The organism is Kovacikia sp. CALU 1929, assembly GCF_056784235.1.
Window position 1 is genome coordinate 1 of sequence record NZ_JBXBCF010000118.1, and the last position, 16205, is coordinate 16205.

Below are 16205 nucleotides of genomic sequence, written 5' to 3' on the forward strand. Positions count from 1 at the left end.
ACATCTAGACTGGCTTTTGAAACATCAATGCCGACCCATGTAGTTTCTGGATTCATCGTTTATGCTTAGAATCACGTTGTTTAGTTCCATTGACCACTCGTCCTTGCTGGATGCGGGGTTTTCCCCAGGCGATTGTTCGAGTTGGGTCGTTGGATGAAGCGCCTAGCGACTTTTTGCTACGCAGCGGTGTCTGACACCAGTTGGGTGCAGTCTACTAGGCGCTTTTTTACGATACTGGCGACCCGCGCTACGGAACGGCGTTTTTTTCACCTCGGTTGGGACGGGCTACCTACTCTCGAAAGATACAAGGTTGGGTCGAACGCCGGCGAAACCCAACATTTTCAATGCCTAGATATCTCAAAATCAACCGCCAGGTATATCTCCTATCTCATCTTTTGATGGGTTAAAAACCACTATTTTCTGGAGAAAGGTGATTCGAAGGTCGTCCTTATTAAATCATCTAGCGAAGTCTATGGATTCTATCAATTCAACCTGATTGATCCAGCTTCATCATTTCATTGTCGATTAAGTTCTATCGATGGAATTCTGGCTTCTGAATTCTATGTATTAAGCACTACATCAAAACAACCCTCCTAAGGGGGTACAAGTTTGAGGATTTTATGTGTAGTGTCTCTACAGGGCTGTAAAGTCAGTCAGGTCAAGGATAAGCAGGTTTTATGCCCCTTATCCTAAAACAATTTCTCAATCAAGTAGTCTTCATAACAGTTCTTAACGAGCCGCTGAAGATAGATTTACAATTACTTTACATTTTCCATCGTCACCTTAAAGTTGTAGTCATGGGGATAGTGCATCTATGAGCCTATCAGTCAGTTCTCCAGGATTGGAGCAGGGTTGGGCAGGTTATTCATTGAATCCGTTAGATTCTGCAACGGATTCAGCCTATTTCTTTAAAACTATTCCGCCAGAGCGTATGGGCTTAAACGGCGAATACGATCACAGTGGTTTGGCAAAGCGCGTTATCCAAATGCTGCGTCAGCGATTCTTACCCCAGGATGTTGAGCAATTGCGGGTTACCCAGCGGGGTGCGGTGGTCATTTTGTCGGGGCGAGTGCCTGACCATACGGTGCTTGACCAGATGGTTGAGGCTGCAAAGAACGTAACGGGGACGTGGAATGTCGAATCTTATGGAGTCCGACTGGTTGATAAATAATGGTTGATCACCTGTAGCAATTCCCATTTGTGTGTGCGGCCAAACGGCTTTATTCAGTAAGGGGTTTGGTATTAGTTTGTACCGCACTCGTTTGAGAATCGCTATCAATCGCTTCAGCTTTAGTGATCTCAAATTCGACCCCAAAGCTTTCGAGTAAATTGCAGGTATCGTGGTCAACAACGTTTGTATCCTTCAGCTCAAGGTTGTAGAAATCCACGCTGGAATGTTCAAAATAGGGACCAGCGTGCCAGGTTCCGACTTCGAGCTTGATGAAGCAGTTGCCAGGAATGTGAAACACCTCGATCGCTTCCCAATTGGGTTGAAGTGTGTCCGTCGGAGGGGCAACTCCAAGCAACCAGTCTTTTCCTTCCAATGCCCCCAGACATTGGGTGCAGCATAGATGGCGGGTAATTTTGTGAAATCTCAGTCCACGATCGCGCAGCCGCATGATGTAAAAGCGGGGAGTACCATTACCCAATTCCAGTTGGGCATCCTCAGTACCGTAGGGTTTGCCATCCTCTGAAGCAACAATGACCTGACCGTAGGGTTTGAAGCGATCGGGGGTGATTGAAATCGCAGGAATTTGTTTCAGCAGATAGGTTTCCATCGCGAAGCCCTCGGTAGAGTCTGGGGGGTAGGGGGTGGAGAAAGTTGCTAGTTGTTAGAGGTCGTTGGTGGTCAGGTGGTATTAAATTTTAGCCTTCAGCCTTCAGCCTTCAGTCTTGAAACCTCTGCCCTGTGCCTTTTGCTGTGAATAGTGCTGATTTAAGCATAGAACCTTAACAAAGATCCCCGGAAACTCCAAGATTCCGGGGATCTAAATTTGGGTGGTACCAGGGTTAATCGATTCCTTCGATCCGGTCTTCGACTTCCTGGTAAAGCTGGCGCAGGCGATCGAGGTTTTCTTCACTGGTTTCCCAGTAGCCGCGACCGTTTGCCTCCAGCAGGGTAGTGACCATCTTGCGGAAGGAGTTGGGGTTCATGTCGATCAACCGTTTGCACATCTCATCGTCCTTGAAGAACGTGGTGTTGGTGTCTTCGTAGACCCAGTTATCGACAGCTCCGGCGGTGGCAGACCAACCCATCGTGTTGACCAACCGCTTCGACAATTCACGTACCCCTTCGTAACCGTGGCTCAACATGCCCTCATACCACTTGGGATTCAGCAGTTTGGTGCGGGCATCCAGACGCACCGTTTCCGACAGAGTGCGGATCTGAGCGTTGGCGGTTGTGGTGTCTGCCATGTAGGAAGCGGGCGTTTTGCCATCATCCCGCAGGCGAGCAACGATCTTGGTGGGGTCGGAGTCGTAGTAGTGGGAAACGTCCGTCAGGGAAATTTCCGAGGAGTCGAGGTTCTGGAAGGTGACTTCCGCTGTTTTCAACGATGCCTCAAACAGTTCGCGACTTTGCTCCATCATGCCGGGGTTGTCGGAGGAGAAGGCAAAGGATTTGCGTGACAGGTACATGTCCTGAAGCTCTGCCTCCTGCTCCCAGGTGCCGTTTTCCACCGCCAGGTTGATGTTGGAGGAGTAGGAACCAGAGGCATTGGAGAAGATGCGGGTGGCTGCCTGTCGCAGTTCCAGCCCCAATTCCTTTGCTTGCTGGAGAGCGTGCTTACGGACAAAGTTCATTTCCAGGGGTTCCTCTGCTTCCGCTGCCATTTTGACGGCGCGATCGAGCAAAGTCATCTGGTTAATGAACAGATCCCGGAATACACCGGAGCAGTTCACCACCACATCGATTCGGGGACGACCCAATTCTTCCAGGGGGATCAACTCCAGTTTGTTCACCCGTCCCAAAGAGTCGGGCAGGGGACGGACCCCTACCATCCACATGATCTGGGCAAGGGATTCGCCGTAGGTCTTGATATTGTCCGTGCCCCAGAGAACCGAGGCGATCGTTTCGGGGTACTTGCCACCATTTTCGGCGGCTTGGCGGGCGAGGAGGCGATCGACCACGACTTTGGCTGACTTGACTGCTGCTGCTGTAGGGATCGCCTGGGGATCGAGGGCATGGATATTTTTACCCGTAGGCAACACATCGGGATTACGGATGGGATCACCACCGGGACCAGGGAGAATGTATTGCCCGTCCAATGCCAGTAGCAGGGCACCCAGTTCATTATCGGCAACCACCTGCTTGAGGCAGAATTGCAGATATTCAAATAGGGGCTTGAGGGCTTCGTTATCCACGCTGGTGTAGCCTGCGGTGTGCAGTGCCTCGACCCAGGGTGTTTTTTTGCCGCCCATCTGGAATAGATTGCCCAGCATGGACATTTTGGAAACCCGCCCTTCTTCATCGATCTGGGCGTGAACCATTGCCCCCACAGCATTGCGAACTGCCTGGTTGATGTCGTTCAGAAGTTGAACATCATCCAGGATGCCGCGATCGCTCTGTTCATACACCTGATCGATACTCCGCCCGATGCTGTTAGCAATGATTCGTTGCAGGCTGAGGATGCCTTCCTCTTCCCGATCCAGACTGGCAATATTGACCAGGGTGGCGATTGCTTCTTCAGCGGTTGGTGGTTTTCCAATCGTATGTAGACCACAGGGCAACAGACGCGACTCAATCTCCATCAACTTGATGTAGACCTTGCCCACCAGGGTATCCCGCTCCTCCGAGGTCATATCCTTAGCATCTTTCTCCGGCAGGGCAATATCTTTTTCCAGATTCACCATGCGGCACTTGTCCATGATGGTGTTGGTGATCGAATCACCCCGTCCGGTGTCTTTGAGGGTCTGGTAGGAGGCAATCAGTTCGCTCAGTTCCTTCAATCCCTTATAGAGTCCGGCGTTTTCAGCCGGAGGGGTAAGGTAGCTGATGGTTTCAGCATAGGAACGGCGCTTGGCGATCGTTGCCTCGCTGGGGTTGTTTGCCGCGTAGTAGTAGAGGTTAGGGATGTTGCCAATCAGGCTGTCGGGGAAGCATTCATCGGACATGCCAATCTGCTTACCGGGCATGAACTCCAGGGAACCGTGGGTACCGAAGTGCAACACGGCATCCGCTTTCCAGATCTTTTCCAGATAAGTGTAATAGGCTGCAAAGCCGTGGTGGGGACTGGCAGAGCGAGAGAACAACAAGCGCATGGGGTCGCCTTCGTAGCCGAAGGTGGGTTGGACACCAATGAAAATATTGCCAAAGGACTTGCCGTAGACCAGCAAGTTTTGTCCATCCGTGTTCAGGTGTCCGGGGGGTTCGCCCCAGGAGGGGATCAACCGCTCATAGTAGGGGGTCAGTTCCTCATACTCTGGGACTGACATCCGGTACGCGATGTTAAGTTCGGGGCTGTTGTACTGTGCTCTGGCATCGTGCAACACTTCCAGCATTAACTTTTCAGGATCTTCGGGAAGACCCTGTACGTCATAGCCGTTCTGCTTTAGTGACTCCATCACTTTATAAATGGAGCCGAACACATCCAGGTAAGCGGCTGTGCCCACGTTACCTTTATCCGGTGGGAAGCTGAAGACCGTAATGGCAACCCGCTTATGTAGCTTGGGCTTGCGACGCAGGTTTGACCAATTCATTGCCCGCTGGGCGATCGCTTCAACCCGGTCTTGCAGGGCGATCGCTTTTCCGGTTGCCCCATCTCGACCAGAGAGAATAATCGGCTCAATGCCGCCGTCCAGTTCTGGCAGGGCAATCTGCAATGCCACCTGGATTGGGTGCAAACCCAGTTCACTATCCTGCCATTCCTCCGTCGTCTGGAATACTAGCGGCAGTGCCACCATATAGGGACGATTCAGCCGTTTCAGAGCCTCGATCGCCTTGGGATGATCCTGACGGGCGGGACCGCCGACCAGGGCAAATCCGGTCAGGGACACGACCACATCCACGATGGGCAGATCTTTGTTGACGGGATCATAGAAGAAGGCATCGACGGGTTTGGAGAAGTCCAGCCCTCCAGCAAAAACAGGTAGAACCCTTGCTCCCATTGCTTCCAACTCAGACACCATCGCCACGTAGTGGGCATCATCTCCCGTAACCAGGTGGGTTCGTTGCAGAACCAGACCCACGGTGGGAGCCAGGGGGTCTTTCATATCCTGGGAAATGTCGGGGCGGGTGTTGAACCAGTTGAGATATTCCTTGACATCCTCATACATACAGGGCGCAAGGGGGTGCCAGATACCCAGATCGGGATAAGTCTGGGGTTCACGGTACTGGAGGGGTGACCCGCTGTTTGCTCCAGCCACGTATTTATCTGCCAGCATCAGCAGGAAGTTTTCCAGGTTTTCCTGGTTGCCACCTAGCCAGTACTGGAAGCTAAGCATAAAGTTACGGGCATCCTGTGCCTTATCCATCGGCAGGTACTTGAGTACCTGGGGCAGGGTGCGAAGCAGCTTCAGCATGGCATCCTGGAAGCCTGCGCCAGAGTTCTCCTTACGCTTCTTCATGAACTGGGAAATCACACTCTTGGACTGCCCAATCTGCGCCAGAGAGAAGCTACCCATTTTGTTGAGGCGCATCACCTGGGGCATGGAGGGAAAGACTACCGCCACATCCAGGCGATCGCGGTAAGGCTCGACAGCCGCAACCAGCTTATCTGCCAGGTCTTCCAAGAAAATCAATGACGCAATGAAGATGTTAGCTTGCGAAACATCGCGCTTAAAGTCTTCGTAATTTTGGGGATCGCGGAGTTCCTCAATCAAATATCCACTGATTTCAACAGCCAGGTTTGGGTGGTTCTGGTTAATGGAGCGAACCGCTGCTGAAAGGGAACTTTGGTACTGAGGCTCCAGCACGACATAGACCACCTTAATCAGCGATCGCCCGCGCAAATCGTCTGGGGCGACGTGTCTGACAGTGGGCTTGACGTGGGTGAACATGCGGTATTTGCTCCTTCTGTATGAATCGGCATTAAGCGGGAATCGGCATCAAAGAAATGGGCGGTCAGGGATCAGCCGAAGTGTTTACTTTCCGGTATGTAACAGACCATTGGCTTAGTGGTTGAAAGCTAAAGGAATATGACCAACAGCAAGCAACCCATGAATGTTTGTATCAGAAAAGCGCTACCAGATGGGGATTTCAGCCCTCATCTGACACAATTCGATAAAAATATCGCAAGATCTGTTCGCAAAAGTTATCAAAAACCTGAGTGATTACTTAAGCCTATATTTACAAAAAGATACTTTAATCGATTATTTCAGAGATGATTTAGAGCAGAAACCCGCTCAAGCGATTTTGGGCGAAGACTTGACAGATGCCAAACACCGTTAAAGGGTTCAAGCCAGAAAAGTTGAAGCCACCAGACCTCCGAGGTTTTGAAAACCTCGGAGGTCTAAGCTTTCGGTTTTAAAGATAATTGGATTGATTGGAGAATCACTCAGGATTATATTTCTAAAGAGGAAATTTTATCATTCAACCGCCGCTCTGCGATCAAGAAACAGAGATCATCGAGATTTCAACATTTGCTCAGCTTCTGTCAGCCTGTATTTTACGTAGCTATTGTTTGGTTCAATTTCAAGGATCTTACGATAAGCTTCTATTGCCTCTGCTGGGCGTTTCATGTCAATTAGCTTCTCACCTTTGCGAAAATAAAGCGTTGACGCATGTTTTGGGTAGCGACGAATTAGCTTGTCGTAGATTGGAAGCATTTCGTTCAATTCAGCATAGGTTGTAGACGTTTCATTTAGTCTAGACTTTAACCACAGTAAGTGGGCTAGGTATTCAACAGCTTGACCCGTCCTAACAAAATCTACATCACATGGCATTAGACGAATTGATTCACGGAGTGCTGTGATCGCCTCATCAAATCGACTAGCTTCATACAAAACTATTCCTAAATATTCATAGAAATCGGATCTGTCCGGTTGTAACTTGACCCTCAAACGAGCGCACCTATGTAAGGAGATTCTTGTCCACGAGAAGGATAAAGCTCCATACCCGCGATGTAAGGCTTGACAGATTTCTGGTAAGCTTGCGCCCACCCTCCGCAAGCAGGACTATAGGTTGGATCAATCTCGATCGCTTTTCGGTAAGTTGGGATTGCTTCCTCAAACTTCCGCTGCAATCTCAACGTCTCTCCAAGTTGAAAGTAAGCAAAAGCATGGTTGGCTCCTGCTTTAATCGCCTGCCGCCAAATTGCTTCAGCTTGAGCATAATTTCCTGCTTTGGTGGCTGTTTCTGCTTTTGAAAGTTGTGAATAAGCACTTACGGAACTAGGCTTAGGCTGAGGTAGTTCCGTTCTTGTAGAGTGTGGTTTCTCAGTTTCAGGGGAGCAAATTTCTTCCTGATTCACCTGCTGAGCGCTCACAACGGTTGCCATCAGGGCAACTGGCAAACTGACCAAGAGTGCGATTGAGTGACAAGCCTTCCTGAAAGCAAATATCTTCTGAAGCATGATTTCTTATTCTCGCTTTAAATTTGATTTCACCGACCTACTGACAGCAAAGATGTAGATGCTTTATTAATTGAGCTTTCTAACGCTCCAATTGCCTATGCGGAAGATGAAGGACAGGTGAGTTTACGTTATTCTGAAGATACCAAACTCGTATTAATTGAGGTTTTAGACTTTCGGCGTTTGATATCAGATGAGGCTGTTACTGGATTGATAGCCTCTTAAGAGATTTCTAAAACCGATGTCAGAATTTCACATACCTTTGTGTTGGGGGTTGATAATGTTTATTGATGCCAACCTTGCAAAGGGGCTTTGACGGTTAACCTGGGCGTACAATTCAGCAACGCATGGAAGTTTTGTTATGCCGAAACAGGAACAAGATGCAGAGCGGGAAGAACGGATCACAATGGAAATTGTGGTCGATGCCTATGGAGCGGAAGAGCAGGCAATGGGCTGGTACTACTACTTGCAGGACACCATGCAATTTCCCTTCAATGCAATCTGCATCCATAAGCGACGCATTTCTCCCTTAAAGGAAGGTGCCACTGTTGAAGTGGTGGATATGGCATCAGAAGATGAGTGCGAACGGGAAATGTTTGTGGAGATTAGCTGGGAGGGCGATACGCTGGCAGTGCCCTTGATCCAGTTAGAGGCACCCGATGCAGATGCAGAAACGCAACAGGCGATCGCAGACTGGCATTACTGGGTAAACCAGGGCTATGAATTTGGTTAAGGGTTAATGCTGCTCGTCTGAGCTTAAATCATCGGCTAACCCGGTTCAATAACCAGAGTGCTGCGCCAATGCCAAAAAACTGCGCCAAAATCACATTCACACTCGCCTGGACGACCAGAATATCCAACGGCTGAATCAACCGGGAGGGGTCTACATTGACAAATCCACCGACTCCTTGATTAAAAGCTTTGGCAGCCAGCAAGCCTACCGTTGCCTGTGCTCCTAGCAGCGAAAGGAGCATTCCAATTAAGCTGGCAATTAATCCTGTCCGCACAACCTGGATCGTTTCAGGTCGTTTGGGCCGACCAGCGGGAGGACCATTCAACTTTCGCCCAATCGGGATATAGCGAAACAGCGCCCAATACATATTAAAAAGGAGCACCACAATCCCGAAGATCGTTACGACTACACCGATGCCAGTACTGGGGCTGGGTTGGTTGCTACCTGCGGGGGAGCGGCTGAGTCCGGCGAACAGAAGGATAATGCCCGAAACAACCGTCAACACTAGTTGAGACCAAAACCCTAACCATCCTGCTAGACGAAAGGTTTTGGCAATATCCTGGAGGGATGGAGGTGCGGAAGAAGAACTGGGTCTGTCGAGCATGATCCCGGCATATGAAAGATTTATTCTTGCTAATTTCTCATGGTAACGCTCTTCGCTTCATAATAAGTAGGCAACTCCAGCATGGATGAAGCAAAAAAGTAGCAGTCTGCGGTTCACAACCTTCAGATTTTGTGTAGAGTTGGGCTGTGAGATTTTACTTAGCAATAGAAGATTGATTTATAGCGTTTTTGAATCCAGTAAGGTACATGGATAGCCGTACAACCCTTGAGTCAAACAGATGAGATGTACCTCCCCCAGAAAGGAAACGCTATAGAGGGGTAATTTTTCTCAAAAGCCTTTTTCAGTTATTCACTTCCTATTCATTTCATGTCAGACCAAACTCTATCCTCTAATAGTGCCCCAGAGCTTCCTTCCCTACGGATTTTGATCGTAGAGGATGACCCAATGATGCAGTTGGGGCTAGAGCAATCTTTGGAAGACTATCCCCAACTCACCGTTGTAGGGCAGGCTTCTGATGGTTACCTGGGAGTAGAAGCGGCGCTGAAGCTAAAGCCTGATGTGGTGGTGATGGATATTGGCTTGCCACGCATGGACGGCATCGAAGCTACCAAGAAAATTAAGGAAGCACTGCCCGATGTTCGGATTGTCATGCTAACCTCCCACACCACCGAGAACGAGGTCATTGCTGCGCTCTCCAGCGGTGCAGATGCGTATTGTATTAAAGGAACCAATGTTGATCGGTTGATTGCAGCGATCGCAGCCGCTCAAGAAGGAGCAACCTATCTAGATCCTCTAATTGCTCGCCGAGTGATTGAGCATCTGAAGCCGCCCTCTCCGGCTGCGACCTTTACGGGACAACTCTCTCAACGGGAACTTGAGGTTCTCAAACTCATGGTAGAAGGAAAGAGCAATCCTGAAATTGCCGCTGTACTCTACCTCAGCCCCAACACCATTAAAACCCACATCCGGGGCATCATGAACAAACTGGCGGTGGACGATCGCGTTCAGGCAGCCGTTGTTGCGCTGCGGTCAGGACTAGTTTAATCGGTTGCAGGGTTATTCCTTGAACCAAATAGTAATGCTACTCGTTACACCCCATCGGCTTGTCAAGCCCTTGTGACAGAATAGAATCTTATTTACTCTAGATAAACGATTCTGCCAGGAAGCATCTAGAATTGAGTTACGAGAATTAGTGGATTGAGCTGTGGATGATTTATTCAAGATTAGGCTAACCTGGAATCTTTGTTGATGACAGCTAAACGGTTAGACCTTTTCAGGTTTGCCCCAACCTTCAAATTGTGCAGCTTTTAGCCCTGTTTCTCTTCTGTTGCCCCAACATTCAGAGATGTAGCTTTTAAGCTTACTTCTCACTCACCTGATATGAACTCAAATAGCTGAGTAGCGAAGGCTTAAACCCTTGTCAAGCAGGATTATCGCTAGAAAGATAATTTAATTCTTTCGGTTGATGTCGATCCTGGGGTACCCCTGTTAGGTTGAGGGTGAAGTGCTATTAGCTTCTAGTTAGGTGCAGCTATAGTGACTGAATTTTTGTTGTTGTCTGGATGGGAAAGATGATGAAGTTTGAAGATATTTACCAATTCTTCCAAGCGCCCCCACCCTTTTACCTCAATAAGGAACTGGCGGTGTGTTATGTCCTCTCCGTTTTGTCTCGGGGAGACTCCTATGGAACGGAGCTGATTCAGCTTCTAGAAAATGAGTACCCAACCTATCGCCTTTCGGATACGGTGCTTTACAGCGCTTTAAAGTTCCTTGAGGATGAGCAAATTATTGAAGGGTACTGGAAAAAAGTCGAGGGTCGGGGACGCCCACGGCGTATGTACCAGATTTGCTCTGGCGCTACCCAGCAAGCTCAAGACCTGACTCGGCTTTGGTATGAATATGTCAGGAAGCATAACAGTTTGCCTCACTCAAATGGGTTAGCTCCTAGCCGGAGCACCTGATTGGTCTGGGTTCAAAAGACTGTATCAAGCCTCCAGGCTGGGAGTGCAGCTTCAAGAACTTTCCTGATGTCAGGAGTTGATTAAACTTGAAGTTGTACTTTTTGTCTGGTGCTTGCGATCGGTATGGACACTTCTGTTCTCTCTTCTACTTTTTTGCTTACCCTGCTGCTAACGGTGGGTCTCTTCTTTTTCATTCGAGCCTCGGTGAAGGACCGGACTCAAATTGTAAAACTGAAGTTTGATCAATCGGGAGAGTTAACACTAGAGCAATTGCAGGATTATTTTGCCAAACGGGCTTACGAGATCACCTCTGTGAATGAGGCAGATCGTCAGGTCGAGTTTGAGGGTTTTGTTCGCCCTAGCCGTTTCCTGGCAGTTTTTCTGACTTTGTTGACAGCGGTTGGAATGCTTTGTCTAGCGTTGGTGCTATCTATTCTGCTGCCTAACGCGGGCACATTGCCGATCGGGCTAGTGTTTATCTCTCCCGTTGCAGGGGTGTTCTACTGGCGCAGAGCAGGGCGGGCTGAAAAGGTTTTGCTCCAGATTGAGCCGCTTAGGGATGGAAGTGAGAGCGGGGCGAGTATTGTGACCGTGACAGCTCACCGGGATGAACTTGCTGAGCTACAGCGATCGCTACCCTTAACCCCAGCAGGCTAAATGCCTATCCAGAAGCGGTAAGGGACTCGCAAATTAATAAAGTCCCAACGTCATTCCCGCGCAGGCGGGAATCCATCGTGGAGCAGCTTGCCTAGCGGGTACTTTATTTTGGGGCACATCCCTAAGTAGGGAGTCAGAATCATCCAGAGGGTGGGTTAAGCATAGCGGGCAACCCATCAAATTTTTGTTAATTATGGGTAAGGCAGACTGGGTTGAAATCAAGCCTTTTGGAATAGCTCAATCAAGCTAGAAGCTTAAGAATATTTAATTATTTTTTGAGCAAGTGCTTAAGTCTTAACATTGTGATACGTTCCTAAATGCCTATCTAATGTTCATAGCTTAAACCCCTCCTGATTAAGAATCAGGAGGGGTTTAAGCTAAAACCTAAATCTTTGTAGAGATAGGCTCAAATGTGGACGGAACAAGAACTTTGGTCGCTTTCCATCAATACCAATAGTCAGCAAGCTAATGACTGCGAACTACGGTAGCGACCGGAAGGTCTCCAACCTGATCGTCAGACAGTCTCAAACTGGGAAATAGGAAATGATTTTCCTCAACATACTGTGCCCCGAACAAGCCCTTTTCAGCCCAGAAGTACCGGTCTGTGGTATGCTCGTTACGCTTGACTAGCAGTAAAGCTGGCGGAGCAATCCCCTCAGAATGAATAAACTTGCGCGCAGCGGTGACAGGTTTATCTTCACCACATTCAATGCTGAACTGAGGCACATTCTCAAGAATTCTACGCCCCTCCTGCCGACGGCGGCTCTTACGCTTGCGTCTCCTTGCCAAAGCCGTTTACCCCCTTTTTCCAGAACCCAAGTGTAGTTATAGTTACAAAATACGTCGTCAGTATATCGATTTGGGACTGGAAATTCAACTTCTTTTAACTCAATGATACAAAGGTTAAATCTTTCTGAGGGTGGAAATTAATATTGCGAGATAAACCCTGGGGATCACACAAAGGATCCGGCAGATGGGGAAATGGATCATTGAGTATGGGGAAGGGGTGATAGGAGTTGGGAATGGGGGAAGAGTTTTGGCTAAAGGGGTCGTTGCTAATTATCTTTGTATATAGAGTGTGTCCTGATAGAGATCGGTTCTTTTAACCTACAAGGTAAAACAGACTTTCTGAGGTCTAGCTCGTTTACACGAATACTCCGCTTCACTCGGTTGGGTTATTTTTGCATGTTCATCCCCACTAGCTCTGAATTTGTTGCCCTATGCCGTGCTCAAGTTGCCCTCTTGACGCAGGGTTTAGGGGCATCGCTGAGTGTGGTCTATTTAACCCAGGAGTTGGTGGAAGGGGCTGAAACACGACTGGTACCTGTGGTGGCGTATCCTGAAACGGCAGCAGATTGGCAGGTCAGTAGTGCTTTTCAGTTGCCACCTGCGATCGCCCGTATCGAAAGATCTCCTCGACTTTTAACCGACTCGGTTACTTCCTTTTCCAGTCTGGCAAACCATCCACTGGAGCCGATGGTGGACTTTGAGGGGGAACTGGATTTAGAGGTTTCTTCCATGTCCTCTAACCAGGTAGGGGCAAGTCAGCGAGGAACCTTAGTGACTCAGCGACAAATGGTTTTGCCACTGATGCATGAAGAAGTCGTGATGGGGTTACTGGTGACTGAACGCAGCGATCGGGCATGGAATGAGTGGGAACAATCTCAGATCCATGAGATCGCAAACACACTGGCGCTTGCCTGTGTCCTGGATCAGCGCTACCAGTGGCTGAATCAGGATCGTCGCCAGCAACACCTGTTTCAGGAACAGCAGCACGACATTTTGGACAATCTGCTCCACCAGTTCCGCAATTCGCTCACTGCCCTGCAAACTTTCAGTAAGTTAATTCTGAAACGACTGGTACCGGGAGACGCTAACCGTGAAATTGCGTCCAGTATTGTGCGCGAAGCCGCTCGGTTGAAGGAACTATCGCAGCAGTTAGAGTCAGCTACTACGGGTATGGATGAAGCTGAAATAACACCTCTATCCCTCCCGCCGGCTATTGGGGACTGGGGTGAGGCGATTCCGCTCTTGCCGGGTGCTGGTGTTCTGGCAGGGTCACCGCTGTCCCTGGAACCTTGCTCGGTAGTCGAGGTGTTGACTCCCTTACTGGCATCGGCAGGGGCGATCGCGGAGGAGCGCAGCTTAACCATTTACACTGATTTTCCTGCCCATCTACCCCCTGTTCAAGCAAACCCTCAGGCGTTGCGAGAAGTACTCAATAATCTGATTGAAAATGCGCTCAAATACACTGAAACCGGGGGGCAAATTCTTGTTCAAGCAGGTATCCTTGCTTTAAAAGAAGAAGACCATCCCTGGATAGAGGTTTCAATTTCTGATACGGGACCAGGAATTTCAGCCCAGGACTTACCCCACATTTTCGAGCGTCGGTTTCGCGGGGCACAGGCACAGAGTAAAATTCCTGGTAGTGGTTTAGGGTTAGCGATCGCCTATGCCCTGGTTGAACAGATGCATGGAAAAATCCAGGTGGTTAGCCCTGCCTGGGCATCTCACCGGAATAGGCTATCAGACCACGGAGAACACCCTGAGGCGGGAACCACCTTCGTTGTTCAGCTACCCGCTGCACTCAAAACTTAGGGCTTTTTAAAAAAAGACTTTGAGATTGAACTGACTGCCAGGAATGAGAATTACAGCGATTTTTAGATGAGTAACCCAACACGCCAGCAAAGTCACAGGCAGGAATTGTCACTGGTTATTGGTCAATCCGGATTGACCAATAACCAGTGACCAAACTTTCCAAGTTTTTTCGCAAATCCCTGCTTAAATTCCCATCCTTAGAATTTCTGGGGAGTGACCTCTGCGGGAGCCGGGACAAACGGCGGTGCTTCTTGTCGTGTTGGGGCAAGAGGCGTGGCAGGTTGAACGGGTCTGGGTTGTGGACGATCGCCACTAATGACCAAATCCTGATTGAGAGTCAGCAAAAGGTTGGTATTGGGTTCAATCGCGATCGCTTCAATCGTTCTGCCGCCCAAAAAAGTGGCAGCCAGAGTTCCAGCCGCTGCCCCCGTCAATACTTCCCATGCTTGAATTTTGCGATCGCCGGTCACAGCCGCAACTCCAGCACCCGCACCCGCACCGACTAATGTGCCAGCAATGATTTTGCCGGTTGTGGGGTTCTTGCGAACAACCAGGTAGCTTCTAATTAGCTCCGAAGAGCCGCTAACTGGAAGCCGTTGCCCGTTGGGCAAGACAATTTCATTAGCAGTGAATTGAGCGGCTCCGTCAGTAACCACCAACTGTCCATTTACATCACTACCGGCTGGGATCAACACCTGCCCCTGAGCAGTGACCACATTTTGAGCCACTTTCAGCGTGATTGGAATTGGTTGGGTTTCTTCCTGAGACAGGATCAGCCGATCTGCTCCGGTATAGACAATAGGAATGGATGTTCCCGCCGGAATTCTAACGGCGACTGGAGCCTGTCCCACGATGTAGGGCGATGGAATCGTAGCGGCTAGACCCTGGCTGACCATTGCCTGGTAAATGGAGGCGGCAACTTCTGCCCGAGTCGCAACCCGGTTCGGGTTCAAGGTTCTGATATCGGGGTAATTAACTACGATCTGCCGCTCTGTGGCAGCAGCAACACCGGGACGGGCATATCCAGGAATTTGAGCCGCATCATTGAAGTTAGAAGCCAGTAGCTGGTCAATCGGTCGATTATTGGCGTAATCTAAGCCCGCAGATAGGGATACCAGCACTTGAGCGCGAGGGATATTCTCATCTGGTCGAAATAAGTTGCCCGGATAGCCTGCCATAAAGCCAGTAGTGTAGGCACGCTCGATCGCCGATCTGCCCCAGTAGTTTCCAGGTACATCAGCAAAATTAACGGGAGGGCGGACAGTCGGGCGGTTAAACGCCCGGTTGATCATGGCGGCAAACTGGGCACGGGTCACTGGGTCTTCAGGGCGGAAGGTGCCATCTTCTGCAAAGCCAACAATCACCCCTTTAGCCGCAAGTTCGTAAATGAAAGGCTCTGCCCAGTAGCCAGCCGGAACGTCAGGAAAGCGGGTTTGGGCGATCGCTGGGACTGAGATTAGGAATGGGGCGGCAGTTGTTGTAACCAACCCTAGCGCAAGCAACGCCGCAGTCCCAGATTTCCAGGTGACGGAATAAGACATGGGAAACTACTCCAAGTACATTGACGAATTGTTAGATTTATAGACTTTTAACGAGAAGCGAGGTTCTTAAATGAGATTGATAGCTGGAATCCATTACTTTTAGCAGGAATTCCTTGATTTAGATAAGTACTGGCAAAAAGTTTTTTTACTCTTATCAGCGGCAAAGATGCCCAGCGCGTCATTGAAGTTGCTCCTGCGAGGATAGATTGTTAATGCACCAAAGCGATGATACTCGCTCTATTTACTTCTGAACGAATAATCTTTTCTATTAAGGGGGTAAAATAATCGCCCATCCTCTTAAGGGATTTGAAAGTGCGATCGCCTGCTTCGTAGGGAGGGGCGCTCTGATTGTTGTAATCCCTAATACTTGTTAGACCATCGGGCATCAGCCTAACGGAGGCAAAAGGCAATTGTGTTGCCAATTACGAAAGCGATTTATCTTTGCTGATCCCTTGATGGAGTTGGGTGGAACATGGAGCACACAATCACTTTAGTACAGATGAATTGTGCGTTTCGTTTATTGTCCCAGCACGCTAGTCAAAACTACCCACTTTAGTGGGAGGCTTTAGCTGCTACACATTTTCCAGGGCTTCAGGCAGATTTGCAAAGATGGTAGCTTTGACAGAAACCATCATGGCAGAA

13 protein-coding genes and 1 pseudogene are annotated in these 16205 nt (G+C 49.3%); 7 read left to right on the forward strand and 7 right to left on the reverse strand.

The window, feature by feature from the left end; genetic code table 11:
* Positions 1 to 814 precede the first annotated feature (814 nt).
* Positions 815 to 1171: a BON domain-containing protein gene (locus AC1S52_RS32395; RefSeq protein WP_482033177.1), complete on the forward strand. Its 357-nt coding sequence runs from the start codon at positions 815 to 817 to the stop codon at positions 1169 to 1171.
* A gap of 49 nt (positions 1172 to 1220) precedes the next feature.
* Here the strand turns inward: AC1S52_RS32395 and AC1S52_RS32400 are convergent, their stop codons facing one another.
* The 4 genes from AC1S52_RS32400 to AC1S52_RS32415 form a co-directional block, all read right to left on the reverse strand.
* The gene (locus AC1S52_RS32400) at positions 1221 to 1778 is read right to left on the reverse strand and encodes an ureidoglycolate lyase (RefSeq protein WP_482033178.1); all 558 of its coding nucleotides are present in this window, start codon (positions 1776 to 1778) and stop codon (positions 1221 to 1223) included.
* A gap of 232 nt (positions 1779 to 2010) precedes the next feature.
* Positions 2011 to 5997, reverse strand: coding sequence for a magnesium chelatase subunit H (locus AC1S52_RS32405; RefSeq protein ID WP_482033179.1), 3987 nt, complete (start codon positions 5995 to 5997; stop codon positions 2011 to 2013).
* A gap of 564 nt (positions 5998 to 6561) precedes the next feature.
* Positions 6562 to 7098: a tetratricopeptide repeat protein gene (locus AC1S52_RS32410; protein WP_482033180.1), complete on the reverse strand. Its 537-nt coding sequence runs from the start codon at positions 7096 to 7098 to the stop codon at positions 6562 to 6564.
* Positions 6996 to 7460, reverse strand: coding sequence for a tetratricopeptide repeat protein (locus AC1S52_RS32415; protein WP_482033181.1), 465 nt, complete (start codon positions 7458 to 7460; stop codon positions 6996 to 6998). Before AC1S52_RS32415 ends, AC1S52_RS32410 begins: the two co-directional genes overlap by 103 nt.
* 111 nt (positions 7461 to 7571) lie before the next feature.
* Here AC1S52_RS32415 and AC1S52_RS32420 point away from each other — a divergent pair.
* A pseudogene (locus tag AC1S52_RS32420) lies at positions 7572 to 7733 on the forward strand (DUF2283 domain-containing protein); the annotation flags it as partial.
* A 136-nt stretch (positions 7734 to 7869) separates the two neighbouring features.
* Entirely contained in the window at positions 7870 to 8241 is a 372-nt protein-coding gene (locus tag AC1S52_RS32425; RefSeq protein ID WP_482033182.1) for a calcium-binding protein, read from the forward strand.
* A gap of 28 nt (positions 8242 to 8269) precedes the next feature.
* Here the strand turns inward: AC1S52_RS32425 and AC1S52_RS32430 are convergent, their stop codons facing one another.
* Positions 8270 to 8845, reverse strand: coding sequence for a DUF3611 family protein (locus AC1S52_RS32430; RefSeq protein ID WP_482033183.1), 576 nt, complete (start codon positions 8843 to 8845; stop codon positions 8270 to 8272).
* A 327-nt stretch (positions 8846 to 9172) separates the two neighbouring features.
* Between AC1S52_RS32430 and AC1S52_RS32435 the strand changes: the two genes are divergently transcribed.
* The 3 genes from AC1S52_RS32435 (at position 9173) to AC1S52_RS32445 (ending at position 11424) form a co-directional block, all read left to right on the forward strand.
* The gene (locus AC1S52_RS32435) at positions 9173 to 9850 is read left to right on the forward strand and encodes a response regulator (RefSeq protein ID WP_482033184.1); all 678 of its coding nucleotides are present in this window, start codon (positions 9173 to 9175) and stop codon (positions 9848 to 9850) included.
* Positions 9851 to 10377: 527 nt separating this feature from the next.
* Positions 10378 to 10767: a PadR family transcriptional regulator gene (locus AC1S52_RS32440; protein WP_482033185.1), complete on the forward strand. Its 390-nt coding sequence runs from the start codon at positions 10378 to 10380 to the stop codon at positions 10765 to 10767.
* Positions 10768 to 10890: 123 nt separating this feature from the next.
* Positions 10891 to 11424: a cofactor assembly of complex C subunit B gene (locus AC1S52_RS32445; protein WP_482033186.1), complete on the forward strand. Its 534-nt coding sequence runs from the start codon at positions 10891 to 10893 to the stop codon at positions 11422 to 11424.
* Positions 11425 to 11889: 465 nt separating this feature from the next.
* Here the strand turns inward: AC1S52_RS32445 and AC1S52_RS32450 are convergent, their stop codons facing one another.
* Complete coding sequence (locus AC1S52_RS32450; protein WP_482033187.1) at positions 11890 to 12213, reverse strand: DUF3155 domain-containing protein; 324 nt, start codon at positions 12211 to 12213, stop codon at positions 11890 to 11892.
* Positions 12214 to 12609: 396 nt separating this feature from the next.
* Between AC1S52_RS32450 and AC1S52_RS32455 the strand changes: the two genes are divergently transcribed.
* Positions 12610 to 14022, forward strand: a complete 1413-nt coding sequence (locus AC1S52_RS32455) for a sensor histidine kinase (protein WP_482033188.1) — start codon at positions 12610 to 12612, stop codon at positions 14020 to 14022.
* 197 nt (positions 14023 to 14219) lie between these two features.
* Here the strand turns inward: AC1S52_RS32455 and AC1S52_RS32460 are convergent, their stop codons facing one another.
* Positions 14220 to 15563: an S-layer homology domain-containing protein gene (locus tag AC1S52_RS32460; RefSeq protein WP_482033189.1), complete on the reverse strand. Its 1344-nt coding sequence runs from the start codon at positions 15561 to 15563 to the stop codon at positions 14220 to 14222.
* Positions 15564 to 16205: the final 642 nt, after the last annotated feature.

Coding starts and splice junctions, on each gene's coding strand:
- AC1S52_RS32395 (WP_482033177.1), top strand. CDS start 815: ATGAGCCTATCAGTCAGTTCTCCAGGATTGGAGCAGGGTTGGGCAGGT.
- AC1S52_RS32400 (WP_482033178.1), bottom strand. CDS start 1,778: ATGGAAACCTATCTGCTGAAACAAATTCCTGCGATTTCAATCACCCCC.
- AC1S52_RS32405 (WP_482033179.1), bottom strand. CDS start 5,997: ATGTTCACCCACGTCAAGCCCACTGTCAGACACGTCGCCCCAGACGAT.
- AC1S52_RS32425 (WP_482033182.1), top strand. CDS start 7,870: ATGCCGAAACAGGAACAAGATGCAGAGCGGGAAGAACGGATCACAATG.
- AC1S52_RS32430 (WP_482033183.1), bottom strand. CDS start 8,845: ATGCTCGACAGACCCAGTTCTTCTTCCGCACCTCCATCCCTCCAGGAT.
- AC1S52_RS32435 (WP_482033184.1), top strand. CDS start 9,173: ATGTCAGACCAAACTCTATCCTCTAATAGTGCCCCAGAGCTTCCTTCC.
- AC1S52_RS32440 (WP_482033185.1), top strand. CDS start 10,378: ATGATGAAGTTTGAAGATATTTACCAATTCTTCCAAGCGCCCCCACCC.
- AC1S52_RS32445 (WP_482033186.1), top strand. CDS start 10,891: ATGGACACTTCTGTTCTCTCTTCTACTTTTTTGCTTACCCTGCTGCTA.
- AC1S52_RS32455 (WP_482033188.1), top strand. CDS start 12,610: ATGTTCATCCCCACTAGCTCTGAATTTGTTGCCCTATGCCGTGCTCAA.
- AC1S52_RS32460 (WP_482033189.1), bottom strand. CDS start 15,563: ATGTCTTATTCCGTCACCTGGAAATCTGGGACTGCGGCGTTGCTTGCG.